This window comes from Ancylobacter lacus (assembly GCF_018390635.1).
GTDB classification, from domain to species: domain Bacteria; phylum Pseudomonadota; class Alphaproteobacteria; order Rhizobiales; family Xanthobacteraceae; genus Ancylobacter; species Ancylobacter lacus.
The window spans coordinates 139,982-158,820 of the sequence record NZ_JAHBGE010000063.1; the positions used below are offsets into that span (position 1 = coordinate 139,982).

16 protein-coding genes and 2 tRNA genes are annotated in these 18,839 nt (G+C 70.2%); 9 read left to right on the plus strand and 9 right to left on the minus strand.

Going from position 1 to position 18,839, the window contains the following annotated elements; translation table 11 throughout:
* Positions 1–12: 12 nt before the first annotated feature.
* Complete coding sequence (locus KHC27_RS15470) at positions 13–870, plus strand: amidohydrolase family protein (RefSeq protein WP_213340281.1); 858 nt, start codon at positions 13–15, stop codon at positions 868–870.
* Positions 871–899: 29 nt separating this feature from the next.
* On the opposite strand, the gene KHC27_RS15475 is transcribed toward KHC27_RS15470, so the two are convergent.
* A complete protein-coding gene (locus KHC27_RS15475; RefSeq protein ID WP_213340282.1) occupies positions 900–1,364 on the minus strand; it encodes an NADAR family protein in 465 nt (154 codons plus the stop codon).
* 75 nt (positions 1,365–1,439) lie between these two features.
* On the opposite strand from KHC27_RS15475, the gene KHC27_RS15480 reads away from it, so the two are divergent.
* A complete protein-coding gene (locus tag KHC27_RS15480) occupies positions 1,440–2,378 on the plus strand; it encodes a threonine ammonia-lyase (RefSeq protein WP_213340283.1) in 939 nt (312 codons plus the stop codon).
* A 133-nt stretch (positions 2,379–2,511) separates the two neighbouring features.
* Here the strand turns inward: KHC27_RS15480 and KHC27_RS15485 are convergent, their stop codons facing one another.
* From KHC27_RS15485 to KHC27_RS15500, 4 genes are all read right to left on the minus strand, one after another.
* Positions 2,512–3,474, minus strand: a complete 963-nt coding sequence (locus KHC27_RS15485) for a restriction endonuclease (RefSeq protein ID WP_246519972.1) — start codon at positions 3,472–3,474, stop codon at positions 2,512–2,514.
* A gap of 322 nt (positions 3,475–3,796) precedes the next feature.
* A tRNA-Asn gene (locus KHC27_RS15490) sits at positions 3,797–3,872 on the minus strand.
* Positions 3,873–4,019: 147 nt separating this feature from the next.
* Complete coding sequence (locus KHC27_RS15495; protein WP_213340285.1) at positions 4,020–5,819, minus strand: ABC transporter ATP-binding protein; 1,800 nt, start codon at positions 5,817–5,819, stop codon at positions 4,020–4,022.
* A gap of 253 nt (positions 5,820–6,072) precedes the next feature.
* Positions 6,073–6,146: transfer RNA gene (locus KHC27_RS15500), tRNA-Cys, on the minus strand.
* Positions 6,147–6,505: 359 nt separating this feature from the next.
* Between KHC27_RS15500 and KHC27_RS15505 the strand changes: the two genes are divergently transcribed.
* The 5 genes from KHC27_RS15505 (at position 6,506) to KHC27_RS15525 (ending at position 13,877) form a co-directional block, all read left to right on the plus strand.
* On the plus strand, positions 6,506–7,168 hold the full coding sequence (locus KHC27_RS15505; RefSeq protein WP_213340286.1) for a protein-L-isoaspartate O-methyltransferase family protein: 663 nt from the start codon (positions 6,506–6,508) through the stop codon (positions 7,166–7,168).
* A 175-nt stretch (positions 7,169–7,343) separates the two neighbouring features.
* On the plus strand, positions 7,344–8,750 hold the full coding sequence (locus KHC27_RS15510) for a TolC family outer membrane protein (protein ID WP_213340287.1): 1,407 nt from the start codon (positions 7,344–7,346) through the stop codon (positions 8,748–8,750).
* A gap of 329 nt (positions 8,751–9,079) precedes the next feature.
* Positions 9,080–10,150, plus strand: coding sequence for a DUF2497 domain-containing protein (locus tag KHC27_RS15515; protein ID WP_213340288.1), 1,071 nt, complete (start codon positions 9,080–9,082; stop codon positions 10,148–10,150).
* A 147-nt stretch (positions 10,151–10,297) separates the two neighbouring features.
* On the plus strand, positions 10,298–13,135 hold the full coding sequence (locus KHC27_RS15520) for a valine--tRNA ligase (RefSeq protein WP_213340289.1): 2,838 nt from the start codon (positions 10,298–10,300) through the stop codon (positions 13,133–13,135).
* Positions 13,136–13,160: 25 nt separating this feature from the next.
* Complete coding sequence (locus KHC27_RS15525) at positions 13,161–13,877, plus strand: MgtC/SapB family protein (RefSeq protein ID WP_213340290.1); 717 nt, start codon at positions 13,161–13,163, stop codon at positions 13,875–13,877.
* A 47-nt stretch (positions 13,878–13,924) separates the two neighbouring features.
* On the opposite strand, the gene KHC27_RS15530 is transcribed toward KHC27_RS15525, so the two are convergent.
* On the minus strand, positions 13,925–14,116 hold the full coding sequence (locus KHC27_RS15530; RefSeq protein ID WP_213340291.1) for a hypothetical protein: 192 nt from the start codon (positions 14,114–14,116) through the stop codon (positions 13,925–13,927).
* Positions 14,117–14,584: 468 nt separating this feature from the next.
* On the opposite strand from KHC27_RS15530, the gene KHC27_RS15535 reads away from it, so the two are divergent.
* Positions 14,585–15,400: a tetratricopeptide repeat protein gene (locus KHC27_RS15535; protein WP_425514886.1), complete on the plus strand. Its 816-nt coding sequence runs from the start codon at positions 14,585–14,587 to the stop codon at positions 15,398–15,400.
* A gap of 42 nt (positions 15,401–15,442) precedes the next feature.
* Here the strand turns inward: KHC27_RS15535 and xth are convergent, their stop codons facing one another.
* The 3 genes from xth to KHC27_RS15550 form a co-directional block, all read right to left on the minus strand.
* A complete protein-coding gene (gene xth / locus KHC27_RS15540) occupies positions 15,443–16,237 on the minus strand; it encodes an exodeoxyribonuclease III (protein WP_213340293.1) in 795 nt (264 codons plus the stop codon).
* 122 nt (positions 16,238–16,359) lie between these two features.
* The gene (locus KHC27_RS15545) at positions 16,360–17,121 is read right to left on the minus strand and encodes a 5'-methylthioadenosine/adenosylhomocysteine nucleosidase (protein ID WP_213340294.1); all 762 of its coding nucleotides are present in this window, start codon (positions 17,119–17,121) and stop codon (positions 16,360–16,362) included.
* On the minus strand, positions 17,118–17,492 hold the full coding sequence (locus tag KHC27_RS15550) for a HesB/IscA family protein (RefSeq protein WP_213340295.1): 375 nt from the start codon (positions 17,490–17,492) through the stop codon (positions 17,118–17,120). The genes KHC27_RS15545 and KHC27_RS15550 overlap by 4 nt, the downstream gene beginning before the upstream one ends.
* 144 nt (positions 17,493–17,636) lie before the next feature.
* On the opposite strand from KHC27_RS15550, the gene KHC27_RS15555 reads away from it, so the two are divergent.
* Positions 17,637–18,809, plus strand: a complete 1,173-nt coding sequence (locus KHC27_RS15555) for a deoxyguanosinetriphosphate triphosphohydrolase (RefSeq protein WP_213340296.1) — start codon at positions 17,637–17,639, stop codon at positions 18,807–18,809.
* Positions 18,810–18,839 lie beyond the last annotated feature (30 nt).

Sequence of the window (18,839 nt, forward strand, 5' to 3'; positions counted from 1 at the left end):
CGAGAGCTTCCCATGCCCGACTTCCCCGTCATTGACGCGCATGTGCATTTCATCGCCCCCGGGCGGCTGTCCTACCCGTGGCTGGCCACCGTTCCGGCGATCGACGCCCCCCACGGCCCGACGCAGTACCGTGCCGCCACCGGCAGGACGGTGGTCGACAGGCTGCTCTTCGTCGAGGTCGATGCCCGGCCGGAGGATCGCTTCGCCGAGATGGCCTATGTCGCCGAACTCCGGGCCGAAGAGCCGCGCCTTGCCGGCGTCGTCGCTTCCGCGCTGCTGGAGCGCGGCGCGGCGGCTGCCGAGGAGATCGAGCGGCTGCGGGCGCTTGGGCGGCTCAAGGGCATCCGCCGGCAGATCCAGAACCGCAGCGAACCCGGCTGGTGCCTCGCCGCGCCGTTTCTGGAGGGCGTGCGGATGCTGGCCCGCTACGACCTGCCCTTCGACATCTGCATCAAGCATCATCAATTGGCGGAGGCCACCGAACTGGTGCGGCGCTGCCCGGAGGTGACCTTCGTGCTGGATCACATCGCCAAGCCGCCCATCGCGGCCGGCGGGCTCGAGCCGTGGGCCACCGGGCTGCGGGCCATGGCCGCGCTGCCGAATGTGGTGTGCAAGATGACCGGGGTGACCACCGAGGCGGATCACGCCTCCTGGCGGCACGAGGACGTCCGCCCCTATATCGACCACGCCTTCACATGCTTCGGCACCGAGCGCATGCTGTTCTGCAGCGACTGGCCGGTCATCAACCTGTCGGACAGTTTCGAGGGGTGGGTCGCGACGCTCGACCGCGTGCTGGAGGGCGTCAGCGCCGAGGCCCGCCGCGCCTTCTACCGCGACAACGCCATTCGCACCTATCGTCTTGAGGTTTGAAGCGGGGACGTCGCACCCGAACGGGCGGCTCAGCCCGCCGCCGTTTCCCCGGCGAGCTGGGCGCGCAGCGCCATCAGCAGCCGGCCGAGATGATTGTCGCCCGCGCCCTCGAACAAGCCCCAGAAGCGGGCCACGGGACTGTCCTCCGGCGACCACTCGACGAGGGTGGCCGTCCCGGTCGACAGCAGCAGGCTGCGGAACGGCTCGTCGGCGAATTTCGCCCGGAGAATGCGGGCCATCACCGAAAGCTGCCCGGTTTCCCAGCCGGGTGTCGTCTGTTCCGCGGTGAGGGCATCGCCCGCGGCGGCGCTCAGCTCCGGCGTCGGAGCCGCCGCCAGCCAGGCCTTCATCTCCGCCTCGCGAGCCCGGTAGACCTGGAAGGCATGCTCCGGGGTCGCATAGGTTACGCCCTCGAACCGCAGGGGCACGGGGTGAAGGTTGCTGAGGCCGCAGAACGGGCCGCGGCGGGGATCATAGAACCGAATGACGGACACGACATCACCGTTGACAAGGCGGACGGAGGTGGGGATTGTCAACGTAATCGATTACGTTCGTCAAGGATGCCCTGTGTGATCAAGCTTGCCGATGTGGAGGCCGCCGCCGCGCGGATCGCGCCGATGATCCGCCGGACGCCGCTGCTCCGGTTCGACCGGGCGCGCGAGCCGTTCTGTGCCAACGACCTGTTCCTGAAGCTCGAATTTCTGCAGCCGACCGGCTCCTTCAAGGCGCGTGGCGCGACCAACAAGCTGCTCACCACCCCGAAGGAGGCGCTGGCCAGCGGCGTCGTCACCGCCTCGGGCGGCAATCACGGTCTCGCCGTCGCCCGGGCCGCCTATGTCAGCGGCGTGGCGGCCACCATCTTCGTGCCGAGCGCGGTGACGGCGGAAAAGCATCAGCGCCTGTTGAGCTGGGGTGCGGATGTCCGCGTGGTCGGCACGGTGTTCGACGAGGCGAACGAGGCGGCGCAGGCCTTCGCCCGCGAGCGCGGCGCCGCCTTCTTCCACCCCTTCGCCGATCCGGCGGTCGTTGCCGGGCAGGGCACGATCGGCCTCGAAATCCTCGAAGACCTGCCGGACGTCGACGTCATCATCATCGCCATCGGCGGCTGCGGCCTCATGGCCGGCATCGCCACGGCGGTGAAGGCACTGAAGCCCTCGGTGCGGCTGGTCGGGGTCGAGCCGGAAGGCTCGCCGACGCTGCACGATTCGCTCGCCGCCGGCCGGGTGGTGCGCTTGCCCAAGGTGACCACCCGCGTCGCGACCATGGCCTGCGGGCGGACCGACGATCGTGTCTTCGATACCGTGCGCCCGGCGGTCGATCACATCGCGCTGGTTTCCGATGAGGAGATGGCCGCCGCGGCGCGGCGGCTTTGGGACGAACTCGGCATCGCCGCCGATCTGAGCGGTGCGGCGGCGCTGGCGGGTCTCGCCTCCAACCGGATCGCGCTCCGGCCGGGCGAGACGGTGTGCGCGCTGGTCTGCGGCGCCGGCAGCGACATTTTCCGCTGACCGACGCGATCGGGCCGGGCGCCCCCGCGTTCCGGCCCGCAGCGCGAACGCGCTGAGGCCAGCGGAAAGGGGCGCGCCGCGTCCGGTCAGGCACGTCGATTTCAAAGAAAGCGCACCGTGGCGCGGGCCCACTCTACTCGAAGAAATCCTCGTCGATTTTCTTGACGTGCAGCACCTCCTCGATCCGGCATCCGACATTGTGACGTATCATCAGTCGGGCCAGATGCTCGCCATTGACCAGCACAATGCGTTTGCTGAGGTAATCGGCCGTCTGGCGGGCGCTTTCGGTGAAGGTCGAGGTCGTGACAAAAAGGCCCTTGGCGGCCTTGTGCCGGTCGAGACTGCCGAAGAAGTCGCGGATCGCGCCCGACCCGACACTGTTGCCGGATGCGTAACGCTTGGCCTGGATATAGACGCGATCCAGCCCCAGAGCGTCCTGATCGATCACCCCGTCCACGCCATCATCCCCGCTGCGCCCGAGCGCCCGGCCGGCCTCGGCGGCGGATCCACCATAGCCCATGGCGAGGAGCAGATTGACGATGAGCCGTTCGAAGAATTCCGGCGGGGCCAAGCGCACACGGTCCAGCAGTTCCTCGGCCAGTGCGGTCTCGATCCGCCGATGGGCGGCACGCATCACCTCATCGGGTGTCTGTTCGACCGCCATGGGCGGCGCTGCAAGGGTCAGATCGACCGCCGCCGCCACCGCCCGCGTCAACGCATCGGCCGGTTCGGCCGGTTCAGCGGCGCGCGCGGTAAACTGCCGGAACTCGTCGAAGCGGGATAGAAAACGGTTGTCTATCCGGTCGGGATTGTCGGCAAGCACGGCGCTGCCGCGGGGGGTAAGGCGGAAGTGGCCGCGCCGGGTACTCTCCACAAGACCGGCCTTGGCGAGATAGGTCTTGGCCCAATGGACGCGGTTGGCAAAGACTGTTTGCCGGCCGGACGCCAGAAGGGTCGCTCGCGCGCCGTCACTGAGGCCCAGCTCACCGGCCAGGCGCTCAACGACCGCGCCGATGCGCTGTTCGCCGCGCGCCGCCGCGCGCAGCACCGGCAGCATCAGGCTCTGATAATCGGGAACGTCGTCCGTGGCACTCAACCCCATCCCTCCAATACCTTGGCGAAGAGAGGACGGAGCAATACACATTACCGACGCAACTTCCACAGGCGGGCCGTTGGAGAGTTTGGACGGGCCTTCGCGGTCTTCGTGACGGCGGGGGCACCATGTCGGGCGACGCCACAGGCCCCAGCCCTGCGGCCCGCGAGGCGGGCGGGGCATTGGCGTGGGCCAAGAAAGGTCAGCTAAAGCCGTGGACGGATGATGGGCAAGCCGCCGGTGCGGACAGGCGAGTCACCGGACAGTGCTGGGCGGCCTGAAAGCAAGGATCGGGAAAACAGAGGCGCCACCGAGGGTGGATAAATGGCTCCCTGAGCAGGACTCGAACCTGCGACCATTCGATTAACAGTCGAACGCTCTACCAACTGAGCTATCAGGGAACAGGGGCGCCTCGCGGTGAGGCGTCGCCGTCTGTGGTGGGGCGTATAGCAACGCCGGGCGGGTTTGTGAAGCCGCCCGGCGTCGATTTCCGGGGATGGCGCAAGCCCGGGGACAGGGCTGTGGATGACGGCCCCGATCCCGAACCCTCAGGCGAGCAGGCGCTCGCGCTGGTCGGCGAACTGCAGCTGGTGGAAGTTGAAGTAGCGGCCGCGCCGCGCCAGCAGCTCGTCGTGGCGGCCGAATTCGACCACCCGGCCGCTGTCGACCACGCAGATGCGGTCAGCGTTCACCACCGTCTGCAGGCGGTGGGCGATGACGAGGGTGGTGCGGTCGATCTGCAGCGTGCGCAGCGCCTTCTGCACCTCGGCTTCCGATTCGCTGTCGAGCGCGGCGGTCGCCTCGTCGAGCAGCAGGATCGGCGCGTTCTTGAGGAAGGCGCGGGCGATGGCGATGCGCTGGCGCTGGCCGCCGGAGAGCTGGGTGCCGTGCTCGCCGACCTTGCTGTCATAGCCGTCGGAGAAGCTCATGATGAAGTCATGGGCGTGGGCGTTGCGGGCCGCCTGCTCGATCTCCTCGAGGCTCGCCCCGGGCCGGCCGAAGGCGATGTTCTCGCGGATGGTGCCGGAGAACAGGAACACGTCCTGGCTGACATAGGCGACCGAGTCGCGCACGGAGCGGCGGGTGACGCGCTCGATCTCCTGGCCGTCAATGGCGATGCGCCCGCTCGAGGGGTCGTAGAACCGCTCGATCAGGTTCATCACCGTGGTCTTGCCGCCGCCCGAGGGGCCGACCAGCGCCGTGGTCTGCCCGGCCTCGGCCACGAAGGAGAGGCCGCGCAGCACCGGCTCGTTCTCGCGATAGCCGAACACCACGTCCTCGAAGTCGATGCGGCCTCTGGCGACCTTCAGCTCCGGCGTGCCGGGAGGGTCCAGCTCGGTCGGCTTCATGTCCAGCACGTCGAACAGCAGGCGCGCGCCGAGCAGCTGGCCGGCGAGGTCGATGTTCAGGCGGGCGAGCCGCTTGGCCGGCTCGTAGGAGAGCAGCAGGGCGGTGATGACCGAGAAGAACTCGCCCGGGGTGCGCCCGCCGTGCAGCACGCTCCAGCCGGCATACATGATGACGAGGGCGATGGCGCAGCCGGCGAGCGCTTCCATCAGCGGGCCGGATTGCGACTGCGCCTGGGTCATGCGGTTGGAGGCGCGCTCCAGCGAGTCGATGCGCTGCGACATGCGGGCGCGCAGCTCGTCCTCCATGTTGAAGGACTTGACGGTGCGGATGCCCTGGAAGGCCTCGATCGAGTCCGCCATGATCTGCACCGCGCCGTGGAACTCGCGGTCGAAGATCTTGCGCACCTTGCGGATGAGGCTGCGCACGCCCGCCACCGCGACCGGCATGACCACGAGGCCGATGGCGGCCATCACCGGGTCCTGCAGGATCATCACCGCGGTGAGGCCGATGACCGAGAGCAGGTCGCGGCCGAGGCTGGTGATGATGAGGTTCAGCACGTTGCGCGCCGCCTGGGCGCCCTGGTTGAACCGGAGGGAAAGCTCGGCGGTGTGGCTGCGGGCGAAGAACGCCACGTCCTGCTGGAGCAGGCGCTCCAGCACGCGCTTCTGGTTGTCGGCCACGATGCGGTTGCCGACATGGGCGAGCGTCACCGCCTGGCCGTAGGCCGAGAAGCCCTTCACCACGCTCAGCAGGAAGACGGCGCCGGACAGCAGCCAGATCATCGTCGAGTTCTGCTCGACGAAGATGCGGTTGATCACGGTGCCCATGAGGTAGGCCAGCCCCGAGGTGGTGCCGGCCATGATGCCCATGAAGACGAAGGAAAGCGCGTAACCCTTCCAGTGACGGCGACCGTCGGTCAGGAAAAGGCGGGCGATCGTGTTCCGCGTCTCCGGGGAAACGATCTTGGCCGCAGACACGAGGAATTTCGGTAGGGGCATCAGGCTGTCCTTCACGGCGTCCGGCGGTTCTGGCGCGAGATCAGGTGCCTGCGGCGCGCCGGAATACCGGACAATCGGCTTTCATCAACCCCGAGCCATGGACGATGTCAAATAGGCCGGGAACGAAAGCATGATGATGCTGCAATGCGGCCACAGCCCCCGCTGGCCGCTCGTCGTCTCGCTGGCCCGGTCCGCTGCCGGGCGACATGCGCCGCCGTGCCGCATCAGCGACGACGGCGGCGCATGGGCCGCATGGAGGCCACGGAGGGAATCGAACCCCCGTACGCGGATTTGCAGTCCGCTGCGTAACCACTCCGCCACGTGGCCGAGGCGGTCGCTTTGCTGTCGGCGACACCGAAGCGACGCGGCCTCATAACAGAGCCCCGGACGAACGGCAACGCATCCCCGCACGCTTGATCCCTTCCCGGCGTCACCGCCTGTGGATGCCGGAGCGCGCGCGGCGCGAAGGACGAGCGGGGGCGGCTGGGTGCCGGGGCGCGCGGGCGGGACGACGCACGCGCAACGTTGCATGCCGCTTGGCATGCGCAGCGATGCATGCCGCCGGCGGCCGGCTGCGGGCAGCCCGTGCGTGAGCGGCGGGCTCGAGCGGCGGGCTCTTGCAATACGCGCGCACCTGCAGCAATTGTCTCGCTGAGACGCTCCACCCCGCCGCCAAGGTTGTTCCGATGATCGATTTCGCCGAGATGCGCCGCGCCATGGTCGACGCGCAGGTGCGTGCCAATGACGTGACCGATCTGCGCATCGTCGGCGCGATGATGGAGACGCCGCGCGAGCGCTTCGTGCCGGCCAGCCTGCGCAACTTCGCCTATATCGACGACGACCTGCTGGTGAAGGAGGGGCGTCCCTCCCGCTACCTGATGGAACCGATGGTGCTGGCCAAGCTGCTGCAGGCCGCCGATGTCGGCCCGCAGGACCTCGTGCTCGATGTCGGCGCGGGAACCGGCTATTCCACCGCCATCCTCTCCCGCCTCGCCGGACAGGTCGTGGCGCTGGAAGAGGATGCCGAGCTGGCGGCCCAGGGATCGGCCGTCATCGTCGATCTCGGCCTGCTCAACGCCGCCTTCGTGCATGGGCCGCTGACCGCCGGCTGGTCGCGCGAGGCCCCTTACGACGTCATCCTCCTCAATGGTTCGGTGGACGCGGTGCCCCCGGCGCTGCTGGCGCAGCTCAAGCCGGGCGGCCGGCTCGTGGCCGTGGTCGGCGCCGGCCGCGCCGGCCGGGCGACGGTCTTCAGCAACACGCAGGGCGGCATCGGCTCGCGCATCGTGTTCGATGCCGGCGTGCCGCTCCTGCCCGGTTTCGAAGCCAAGCCGGCCTTCGTGTTCTGAGGCATTGCGGGAGAGCTGTGGCGATTGTGCCGCGCATGCGGCAAATCGGCGGCGGAACCAAACCGACTGGTTCACATGCCGTAGAAGCCCACCTATTCTCCTGCTTCGTCAAGCAGTCGAGGAGCGTCCCATGCAGGCGCTTCCGGCACTTTTTGCGTACGCAGGGGTTTGAGCCATGTGGCATCGTGCGACCGGGGGCAAGGTCGTCGCGTCAGCGGCGTTCGCGTTATTTCTAGGAACTGCCTTTCCGGCCGCTGCACAGACGCTCGATCAGGCTCTGGCCGCCGCCTACATGAAGAATCCGAATCTGAACTCGCAGCGTGCGGCCACCCGCGCGACCGATGAGTATGTGCCGATCGCCCTTTCGGGCTACCGGCCCCAGGTTTTCGGCAGCGCCTATGCCGGGCAGCAGTGGACCGAGAGCCGAATCTCGGTGTCGAACACCATCGCCAGCGGCACGGTCACCAACCGGTCGAATCTCTCGCCGACGGGCTATGGCATCACCATCGCCCAGACCATCTATGACGGACTCAAGACCGCGAGCTCGGTGCGTAGCGCCGAGGCGCAGGTGAAGGGCCAGCGCGAGCTGCTCCGCAACACCGAGCAGACCGTGCTGCTGGACGCCGCCACGGCCTATATGAACGTGCTGCAGAACTCGGCGCTTCTCGAGCTCAGCAAGCAGAACCTGCAGGCCTTCCAGGAAGAGCTGCGCGCCACCAACGACCGATTCGCGGTCGGCGAAGTGACCCGCACCGACGTGGCGCAGGCCCAGGCCAGCGTCGCCAGCGCCGAAAGCCAGCTCGCCGAGGCGGAAGCCAACCTGAACACCGCGCGGGCGACCTTCTATCAGGTCATCGGCCTGCAGCCGGTGAAGCTCTCGCCGGGCAAGCCGATCGACAACCTGCTGCCGCGCACGCAGGACCTCGCCATCTCGCAGGGGCTTTCCACCCATCCGGCGGTGAAGGCCGCCGAGTTCTCGGTGGATGCGGCGCTGCAGAACGTGAAGGTGGCGGAAGCCGCCCTGTCGCCCACCCTGACGCTGAACGGCTCGGCGGGTCAGGACTACAACAACTCCTCGTCGGTGGAGCTTTCCACCTCCGCCTCGATCGGCCTCAATCTTTCGGTGCCGATCTATCAGGGCGGCGGCGAGTTCGCGAGCATCCGCCAGTCGAAGGAACTGCTCGGCCAGCAGCGCATCGAGGTGGACGTGAACCGTGCCCAGGTCCGGGCGAATGTCGTGCAGTACTGGGGCGCCCTGGTCGCCGCCAAGTCGGCCATCCAGTCGGCCCAGGCCTCGGTGGCGGCGAACGAGATCGCGCTCAAGGGCGTGCGCGAGGAATGGCGCGTCGGCCAGCGCACCACGCTCGACGTGCTGCAGCAGACCACCGACCTGTTCAACGCCCGCGCAAATCTCGTCGTCGCCCAGCGCGACCGGGTGGTCGCCTCCTTCGCGCTGCTTTCGGCCTCGGGCAACCTGAACTCCAAGTCCCTTGGCCTGAAGGTGAACACCTACAACCCGGTCGTGCATTACGATCAGGTGCGGGACGCCTGGTTCGGCGTGCGCACGCCGGACGGCCAGTAACGCCCTCTCTGCCGGGGACCGGCGTCGAAAACCGAGGCGTCTTCTCGCGCAACGCTCTCGCCGCCGGCTTGCCCGGCGGCGGGTTGGGGGTCGTGACCGGCGGTGCAGGGGGCGTGCGCTCGGTCTGAACCGTGCAAACCCGGCTGCCGCGGACCCGGGACCTCGTCCGCGCCGTCTTCATCCCCAAAGTGTCGGCAGGGCCCGATGGTGCCGCCTTCGGTGCGGTGCGATAGTTCAGTCACGACGTCAATGATTCGCCGAGCAGGGGCGGCCGGGTGTGTTCGCCGGGCCGTGGGGCTCGGGCGTCTGCTCGACCCAGGGATAGCCTCATGTCCGCGACCGCCAGGGCCGTCGACCCCTCCATGGAGGAGATTCTCGCCTCCATTCGCCGCATCATCACCGACGAGCTGCCGCCGCGCGCGGTGCTGAGCGCCACCGAGGTCGCGACCCGCGTCGGCCAGTCCGGTGCGCGCCCGGTGCCGGTTCCACGCGAGACGGCGGCTGGCGAGGACGGTGCCGACGAGCGCGTCGCGGCGGCCGATGAGGTGGAGGATGAGGGTGATCTCGCGGCGGCGGCCGTGAAGGCCACCCCCGCCTCGGTCGCGGAGGGCGCAGCCTCGCCCCGACCGGCGCAAGCCACCTCCGATTCTCCTGCCGTACCCGCTTCACGGACCGTGGCGGCGCCCGCCGCCCCTGCACGGTCTCCGGCCTCCGCCCCGACCGCAATTCCGCCCCGCCCGGTGCCCGCCAGCTTCGAGGAGCGGCTGCGGCCGTCCTCCGTCGCGGCGGAGCTGGCGCGGCTGGAGCGGGAGGCGGAAGCGGCGGGGCAGGGCACCGGCGGCGCGGCCGTCTTTTCCCAGCCCGTATCCGCCGCGATCCCGTCCCGCGCCGAACCCGCGGCCGGCGCGGAGATTCCGGCCCGTCCCGCCGCCATTCCCGTGGGAATGGCGCGGCCCGACAGCCCGGCCGCACCGCCGATGACCCCCGCTTCCCGCTTTGGCGAACCGCCGCAGGCGGCGGGAGCCAGCGCGATGCCGGCCGCGCGGCCGGCCTTCGCCGAGCCGCGCCCGGCGGACCCGGCCCGTCCGGTTCTTCCGCCGCGCGCGCCGCTGACCAGCGCCACCTACCAGCCGCGGCCGCCCTACACCGCGACGCCGTCCGCTTCGCTGCTGTCGCCGGGCGCCACCGCCTCCGCCAGCGCCGCCTTCGCCGCCCTCAGCCGGCCGCAGCCGGCGGTGCCGGCGGGCTCCACGGCCGGCGCGGCGGGGCGCAGCCTGGAGGAGGTCGTGGTCGAGGCGATGCGCCCCATGCTGAAGAGCTGGCTGGACGAGAACCTGCCGGAACTGGTGGAGCGCCTCGTGCGCGCCGAGATCGAGCGGATCGCCCGCGCCGACCAGTAGGCCCCCGTCGACCCGGCCCCGGCGCCCCCGCGCACCGGGCCCCGCCGCCATCCGTGGTGCCTCGCGCCGGCGATGGCCACGGCGAAGTTGATTTCGCCGCGCGCCTCTGGTTTGTCTCGGCTCCGTTTCAAGCGCTTCGGAGCCGTCATGCTCGACAACAGGTTCGATCCCGCCGCCGTCGAAGGCCGCATCTATCAGGCATGGCTGGACGCCGAGGCGTTCAAGGGCGGCCGCCCGGAACGCGCCGGCGCCGAACCCTTCTGCATCGTGATTCCCCCGCCCAACGTCACCGGCTCGCTGCATATGGGCCACGCGCTCAACAACACGCTGCAGGACATCCTGTGCCGGTTCGAGCGCATGCGCGGCAAGGACGTGCTGTGGCAGGTCGGCACCGACCATGCCGGCATCGCGACCCAGATGGTGGTGGAACGCCAGCTCGCCGAGCGCCAGCTTCCCGGCCGCCGGGAGATGGGGCGCGAGGCCTTTGTCGAGAAGGTGTGGGCGTGGAAGGAAGAGTCCGGCGGCACCATCATCGGCCAGCTCAAGCGGCTCGGCGCCTCCTGCGACTGGTCGCGCGAGCGCTTCACCATGGACGAGGGGCTCTCCCGCGCCGTGGTGAAGGTCTTCGTGCGGCTCTACAAGGAAGGGCTGATCTACAAGGACAAGCGGCTGGTGAACTGGGACCCCAAGTTCCAGTCCGCGATCTCCGATCTCGAGGTGCTGCAGGTCGAGGTGAAGGGCCATCTCTGGCACCTGCGCTATCCCCTGGCCGACGGCGTGACCTATGACCACCCGGTCGAGTTCGACGCCGATGGCCAGCCCACGCTGTACGAGAAGCGCGACTACATCGTCGTCGCCACCACCCGGCCGGAGACCATGCTCGGCGACACCGCCGTGGCGGTGCACCCGGAGGATCCGCGCTATCTCGGCCTCGTCGCCCAGGGCGCGAAGGTGCGGCTGCCGCTGGTCGGCCGGCTGATCCCGATCGTTCCCGACAGCTATTCCGACCCCACCAAGGGCACCGGCGCGGTGAAGATCACCCCGGCGCACGACTTCAACGATTTCGAGGTCGGCCGCCGGCACGACCTTGCCATGATCAACGTGCTCGACGCCGAGGCGCGGCTGGCGCTCGCCGGCAACGATGCCTTCCTCGAGGGCGCCGTCGCCGGGCCGGAGCTGGATGTCGTGCTGGCGCTGGACGGCCAGAGCCGCGAAGCCGGCCGCAAGGCCGTCGTCGCGCTGATGGAGGAGCGCGGCCTGCTCGACCGCATCGAGCCGCACACCCACATGGTACCCCATGGCGACCGCTCCAACGTCGTCATCGAGCCCTGGCTGACCGACCAGTGGTATGTCGACGCCCACACCCTGGCCCAGCCGGCGCTGGCGGCGGTGCGCGAGGGGGCGACCTCCTTCGTCCCGAAGAACTGGGAGAAGACCTATTTCGAATGGCTGGAGAACATCCAGCCCTGGTGCGTCTCCCGTCAGCTCTGGTGGGGCCACCAGATTCCGGCGTGGTACGGGCCGGACGGCACCGTCTTCGTCGAGGAGACCGAGGAGGAGGCGGTCGCCGCCGCGCTGGCGCACTGCGTGCAGGCCGGCATCATCTCCGATGCCGAGGCGCGCGAGCTGGCGGCGGACCCGGAGAAGCGCGCGGGCCTCATCAGTCGCGACGAGGATGTGCTCGACACCTGGTTCTCCTCGGCTCTGTGGCCGTTCTCCACGCTCGGCTGGCCGGACGAAACCGCCGAGCTCGCCCGCTTCTACCCCACCTCGGTGCTGATCACCGGCTTCGACATCATCTTCTTCTGGGTCGCCCGGATGATGATGATGGGCCTGCACTTCATGGACGGCGAGGCGCCGTTCAAGGACGTCTACATCCACGCCCTCGTCCGCGACGAGAAGGGCGCGAAGATGTCGAAGTCGAAGGGCAACGTCATCGACCCGCTGTCGCTGATCGACCAGTACGGCGCCGACGCGCTGCGCTTCACCCTGGCGGCGATGGCGGCGCAGGGCCGCGACATCAAGCTCGCCACCTCGCGGGTCGAGGGCTACCGCAACTTCGCGACCAAGCTGTGGAATGCCGCGCGCTTCGCCGAGATGAACGGCTGCGTCCGCGTCGCCGGCTTCGATCCCGCGACGGTGGCGGCGACGCTGAACCGCTGGATCGTCGGCGAGGCGGAGCGGGCCGGTTCCGACATCACCGCGGCGCTGAAGGACTACCGCTTCAACGAGGCGGCGGGGGCGGCCTACCGCTTCGTCTGGAACATCTACTGCGACTGGTACCTCGAACTCGCGAAGCCCGTCTTCACCGGGCAGGACGAGGCGCTGAAGGCGGAGACGCGGGCGACCGCCGCCCATGTTCTCGACGAGATCCTGAAGCTGCTGCACCCCTTCATGCCCTTCCTCACCGAGGAGCTGTGGGCCCGCACCGCCGAGCAGGGCCCGGCGCGGGACTCGCTGCTGGCGCTGGCCGCGTGGCCGGCCGGCACCGGGCTGGAGGCGCCCGACGCCGAAGCCGAGCTTGGCTGGCTGGTCGATCTCGTCACCGAGGTGCGCTCGGTGCGCGCCGAGATGAACGTGCCGGCCGGCGCCCAGCTCCCGCTGGTGCTGGTGGGCGTCGATGCGGCCACGCGGGAGCGGGCGGAGCGCTGGAACGACGCCCTGCTGCGGCTCGCCCGTCTTTCCAGCGTCACCTTCGCCGGGGAAGCTCCGGCGGGGGCGGTGCAGATCGTGGTGCGCGGCGTCGTGGCGGCGCTGCCGCTCGCCGGCGTCATCGACATGGCGGCCGAGCTGAACCGGCTCAACAAGGAGCTTTCCAAGGCCCAGGACGACATCGCCCGGGTCGACGCCAAGCTCGGCAACCCCGACTTCATCGCCCGTGCCAAGGAAGAGGTGATCGAGGAGCAGCGCGAGCGCCGCGAGGCGGCGGAAGCGCGCGCCGGGAAGATCCGCGAGGCACTGGGCCGGCTCGGCGCGGCGGCCTGACGCCGCGCGGGGAGGGGAGAGGGCCGTGCCGTTCATCACCAGCTTCAATGCCGCCGATTTCCTCTCCACCGCCATCAGCCTGCTGGTCGCCTTCGGGCTCGGCGCGCTGATCGGGCTGGAGCGGCAGTACCGCCAGCGCACGGCGGGACTGCGCACCAATGTGCTGGTCGCGATCGGCGCCTGCCAGTTCGTGGACATGGCGATGCACCTTGCCGGGCCAGACGGCGCGGTGCGGGTCATCGCCTATGTCGTCTCGGGCATCGGCTTTCTCGGCGCCGGCGTCATCATGAAGGAGGGCGCCAATGTGCGCGGCCTCAACACCGCGGCGACGCTGTGGTGCTCGGCGGCGGTGGGCGCCTGCGCGGGCGCCGATCTGGTGGCGCAGGCGGTGCTGCTGACGGCCTTCGTGCTGGCCGGCAACACCATGCTGCGGCCGCTGGTGCAGCGGCTCGAGCGCATGCCCCGCCATGCCGAGTTCGGCGAGGCGTCCTATGAAGTGGTGCTGATGGTGAAGGCGGAACTGGCGGCGGAGCTTCAGGACCGACTGGCGAAGCTGCTGGACGCGGCGAAATACCCCGCCAGCAATATCGAGGCGGAGGAGCGCGGCGAGAGCCTTGCCGAGCTGACGGCGACGCTGGTCGCGACCTCGGTGCGGCCGGAGGACCTCAACGCCGCCGTGGCCCAGCTCCGCCAGCTTCCGGGCGTGACCAGCGCCGGCTGGTCCACCAGGATCGCCGACTGATGCGCGGTCCCGTGCGCGCGGCGCCCCGGCCCCCGCGAGGGCGGCCGTCAGGCCTGCGGCTGGTGCGGCTCGGGCGGGGTCGGCTCTCCCGCCACCTCGACCAGCCGGTCGATCTCCCGGCGCAGCAGCTCGATCACGTCGGCAGCCTCGGAAAGCTGGTTCTCGACCTGTTCGGGCGCTTGGGCGGCGATGTCGGCGGCCATGGCGCGAAGGCGTTCGACGATGTTGCTGCTCGGCATTGCATTTCTCCTCGGCTGCGGTCCGATATTACCGAGCTCTACAACAGCGCGGTGACAGGCGCGAGAGGTGGAGCCGGCCCGGACCTTGAACCGGGGGCGTCCGGGATCGCTGGCAAGGTCATGGCGCGGGCGTCCACAAGATTGTGACGTCGCAGCAACACAACGGATCATTAACCCTTTCGAAAGGAACCTTGAGGGTTGGCGCCGCGAAGCCGCCACAAACCGGCACGAAATCCGTCTGAGACGTAGCGGACATTAACGATCGGGCGCCAAGCTCGCGTCACGCTGCTGCCGGGAACCGTGCTTGAAATGGGCGTTACCACCACCATCGATAAGGCGAGGCTGCCGGTCCGGCGCGTGACCGACGGTGCGTGCTGCGTGCCGCGCCGCTTCCACCTGCGGGCGGTGGGATCGACGCGTGAGCCGGCCCTCCTGCCGGGGTCTCGCGCGCGGGACCTCTCCGACCGCGTGTGGCTGGCGGCGCTCCTGGCGCTGCTGCTCGCGCCGCTTCCCGTCAGCGCCTTCGACGGCAACACCGAGTCGTCCCCCGCGCCGGGCGCCCCTGCGGCGACGGCGGCTGCCCGGCCGCTGGAGGAGGCGGTGCGCCTCGGCACCCGGGCGCTGCGCTCGGGCGAGACCGAGAAGGGTATCGATTCCCTGCGCTACGCCGCCGAGCAGGGCCACCCCGGGGCGCAGTGGAAGCTTGGCCGCATGTATGCGGATGGCGAGGGCGTCGCCCGCGACCAGATCAAGGCGTTCGAGTACTTCACCCAGATCGCCAACATGCACGCCGACGACAACCCCTCGGCGCCGCAGGCCCGCTTCGTCGCCGACGCCTTCGTCGCGCTCGGCAGCTACTACATGACCGGCATTCCCAACAGCAAGGTGCGCCGCGACTTCGGCCGCGCCCGCGACATGTTCGCCTATGCCGCGTCCTATTTCGGCGACCCCGACGCCCAATACGAGCTGGCGCGGCTCTATATCGACGGCACCGGCGTGCAGCGCGACCCGCGCTTTGCCGCCCGCTGGCTCGGCCTTGCCGCGCAGAAGGGCCAGTACCGCGCCCAGGCCGCCCTCGGCGGGCTGCTGTTCAAGGGCGATGACGGGGTGCCGCGGCAGGCGGCGCGCGGGCTGATGTGGCTCACCCTCGCCCGCGACGCCGCGGCCGGCGGCGACGACAAGTGGATCGTCGATCTCTATGACGAGGCCTTCAGCGCGGCCAGTTCCGATGAGCGGGCGCTGGCGCTGGTCTATCTCGAGCAGCACCTGAAGGTCGACCGCTAAGGCCCGGCGCCGCCGGCCGCCAATGCCACCCGGCGTCGCGCCTCAGCCGCGCGGGGCGATGTCGAGGTCGATCCAGACCGGGACATGGTCGGACGGCTTTTCCCAGCCCCGGGTGTGGCGGTCGATGCCCGCCGCCTTCAGGAGGCCCGCCGCTTGCGGCGACAGCAGTAGGTGGTCGATGCGGATGCCGTTGTTCCGCGGCCAGGCGCCGGCCTGATAGTCCCAGAAGGTATAGAGCCCGGGCGCGTCGCTCACCGCGCGCAGCGCGTCGGTCAGGCCGAGATTCAGCAGTTCCTGGAAGGCCGCCCGCGTCTGCGGCAGGAACAGCGCGTCGCCCGCCCAGGCGGCGGGGTCGTGCACATCGGCGGGGGTGGGGATGACGTTGTAGTCGCCGGCCACGACGAACGGCTCCTCCAGCGCCAGCCGCTGCGCCACCAGCGTCTTGAGCCGCTTCATCCAGCCGAGCTTGTAGCCGTATTTCTCGGTGTCGGGCGGGTTGCCGTTGGGCAGGTAGATGCCGCAGACCCGCACCACGCCGGTCGCGGTGGACACCACCACCTCGATGAAGCGCGACTGCACGTCGCTGTCGTCGCCCGGCAGGCCGGTCGTCACCTCGTCGATGGGGTGGCGCGAGAGGATGGCGACGCCGTTGAAGCCCTTCTGGCCGTGGACCGCGACGTTGTAGCCGGCGGCCTCGAAGGCGGCGCGGGGAAACTGGTCGTCCTGGCACTTGATCTCCTGCAGGCAGACCAGATCGGGCTGGCGCTCGGCAAGCCAGGCGAGGGTGTTGTCGAGCCGCAGCCGGACCGAGTTCACGTTCCAGGTGGCGATGCGCATGGGCGGTCTCCGGGCGGCGTGGCGGGCCGCGACAATGCCGCGCCGCGGGAGCCGGCGCAATCGAGGCGCCGCGACGGTCCCGGTCCTGCCGGCACTTGTCCCCGCCAACGCGGCGGCCGGGCTCACAGCACCGGCAGCAGCCGGCGCAGGATGCGGGCGGAAGCGAGCGAAACCTCGTCGACGAAGGCGTGGAAATCCATCTGCGATTCCCGCCCTGCGAGATCGGACAGCGCCCGCACCACCAGCCAGCGCACCCCGAACGCCTCGCAGGCCTGCGCCATCGCCGCGCCTTCCATTTCCACCGCCGCGGCGGCGAAGCTCCGGTGCAGCCGCTCGCGCAGCTCCTCGCTGGCGACGAACTGGTCGCCGGTGAGCACCCGGGCGAAGCAGAGCCGTGGCGCCCGCCCGGCCCCGCCCGCGGCGGCCGAGAGCGGCACCAGCGCCAGATCGGCGAGCGCCGCCCGCACCCGCTCCAGCAGCGCCGGCTCGGGGGCGTGGCCGAACCGGTCGGTCGGGTTGAAGAAGGGCAGGAAGCCGGCCTGATAGGGCACGAAGCCCTCCGCGCCGGTATAGCCGGCATCGTGCTGCACGATGTGCTCGGCGATGACCACGTCGCCGATCGCCAGCGCGGGGTCGAGCCCGCCGGCAACCCCGGAGAACACCACCGTGGCCGCGCCGAAACGCTCGATCAGCAGGGTGGTGGCGATGGCGGCGTTGACCTTGCCCATGCCCGCCAGCGCCAGCACCACGGCCCGGCCGTCGAGCCGGCCGCGGTGGAAGCGCATGCCGGCTGCCTCGATCACCTCATCGGCGTCGAGCGCCGCGACCAGGACGGCGAGTTCCCGCGCGAGCGCGCAGAGCACGCCGACCGGGGCGGATGTCACAGCGCGAAGCTGGTGCCGCAGCCGCAGGAGGCGGTGGCGTGCGGGTTGGCGATGCGGAAGGAGGCGCCGATCAGATCGTCGACGAAGTCGAGCTGCGAGCCCGACATGTATTCGAGCGAGACCGGATCGACCACGACCGTCGCCCCGTCGCCGCTCACCACGACATCGTCGGCCTCGCGGTCGCGGGTGATGTCGAACTTGTACTGGAAGCCGGAGCAGCCGCCGCCTTCCACGCTCACCCGCAGCATGCTGGCGGGCGGCTCGGTGGCGAGGATCTCGGCGATTCGGCGCAGCGCGCGGTCGGTGACGAGCACCGGGCCGGACGCCGCCGCGGCCGTCGTGTCGGCCGGCAGCGGGGTGGGTGCGTTCATGGCGCAGCCTTCGGGTTGAATATGACCTGCCGCAATAGTTAAGTGCTGCCCGCCCCGAGTCAAAGGGGCATGTGCCGGCGCGAGCGGCGGCCACGCGGCGCGCCGGCCGGCGCGGCCGCTTCACTCAGCACGGGGAGGGCGCCGATGGCAGTGGCCGGAGCGCAGCCGCGGGCGGCCCATGCCGCGCGGGCGGAAGAGAGCCGGGGCCGCCTGGTGCCCGAGCCGGAGAGCCCGGCCCGCAGCGCCTTTCGCCGCGACGCCGACCGCATCATCCATTCCAGTGCCTTCCGCCGGCTGGCGCACAAGACGCAGGTCTTCGTCTATCACGAGGGCGACCATTTCCGCACCCGCCTCACCCACACGCTGGAGGTGGTGCAGGTGGCGCGGTCCATCGCCCGGGCGCTGGGGCTGGACGAGGACCTCGCCGAGGCTCTCGCGCTGGCGCACGATCTCGGCCATCCCCCCTTCGCCCATGCCGGGGAACGTGTGCTCGACGCCTGCATGCAGGCCTATGGCGGGTTCGACCACAACGCCCAGTCGCTGCGCGTCGTCACCCGGCTGGAGAACCGCTACCCCGCCTTCGACGGGCTGAATCTCAGCTGGGAGAGCCACGAGGGCATCGTCAAGCACAACGGGCCGCTGGCGGCGCCTCTGCCCCACGCCATCGCCGCCCATGCCGAGCGGCAGGACCTCTGGCTGTGGAGCTGGCCGAGCGCCGAGGCGCAGGTCGCCGCCATCGCCGACGATATCGCCTATGATGTCCACGACATGGATGACGGCCTGCGCGCCGGGCTGTTCGCGCTGGAGGATCTGGCCGACCTGCCGCTGGCGGGCGAGGTGCTGGCGGGCATCCGGGCGGAGTGGCCGGGCATCGGCGCCTCCCGCACCGTCCACGAGATCGGCCGCCGCCTCATCACCGTGCTGATCGAGGATGTGGTGGCGGAGAGCCGCCGCCGCGCCGCCGCCGCCGGCTTCGCCGACAGCGATGCGGTGCGCCGCCACGGCAGCGCCGCCGTCGGGTTCTCGGCCGAGGTCGCGGCGGGGGAGGCGGCGATCAAGGCGTTCCTGTTCCGCCGGATGTACCGTCACGACCGGGTGATGCGGGTGATGGACGAGGCCGGGCAGGTGGTGCGCGAGCTGTTCGCCCGCTACATGGCCGACCCCGCCGCCCTGCCGCCGGAGTGGCGCGCGACGGTGGAGGCCCAGCCGGAGGAGCGCCGCGCCCGGCGCATCGCCGACTTCATCGCCGGGCAGACCGACCGCTACGCCCTGGCCGAGCACGCCCGGCTCTTTGACCGCACCCCCGATCTGCGCTAGGGCGAGCCGCCCTCGCGATCAGGAGGGCGC

Coding starts and splice junctions, on each gene's coding strand:
- KHC27_RS15520 (WP_213340289.1), top strand. CDS start 10,298: ATGCTCGACAACAGGTTCGATCCCGCCGCCGTCGAAGGCCGCATCTAT.
- KHC27_RS15530 (WP_213340291.1), bottom strand. CDS start 14,116: ATGCCGAGCAGCAACATCGTCGAACGCCTTCGCGCCATGGCCGCCGAC.
- KHC27_RS15505 (WP_213340286.1), top strand. CDS start 6,506: ATGATCGATTTCGCCGAGATGCGCCGCGCCATGGTCGACGCGCAGGTG.
- KHC27_RS15555 (WP_213340296.1), top strand. CDS start 17,637: ATGGCAGTGGCCGGAGCGCAGCCGCGGGCGGCCCATGCCGCGCGGGCG.
- xth (WP_213340293.1), bottom strand. CDS start 16,237: ATGCGCATCGCCACCTGGAACGTGAACTCGGTCCGGCTGCGGCTCGAC.
- KHC27_RS15550 (WP_213340295.1), bottom strand. CDS start 17,492: ATGAACGCACCCACCCCGCTGCCGGCCGACACGACGGCCGCGGCGGCG.
- KHC27_RS15510 (WP_213340287.1), top strand. CDS start 7,344: ATGTGGCATCGTGCGACCGGGGGCAAGGTCGTCGCGTCAGCGGCGTTC.
- KHC27_RS15515 (WP_213340288.1), top strand. CDS start 9,080: ATGTCCGCGACCGCCAGGGCCGTCGACCCCTCCATGGAGGAGATTCTC.
- KHC27_RS15470 (WP_213340281.1), top strand. CDS start 13: ATGCCCGACTTCCCCGTCATTGACGCGCATGTGCATTTCATCGCCCCC.
- KHC27_RS15495 (WP_213340285.1), bottom strand. CDS start 5,819: ATGCCCCTACCGAAATTCCTCGTGTCTGCGGCCAAGATCGTTTCCCCG.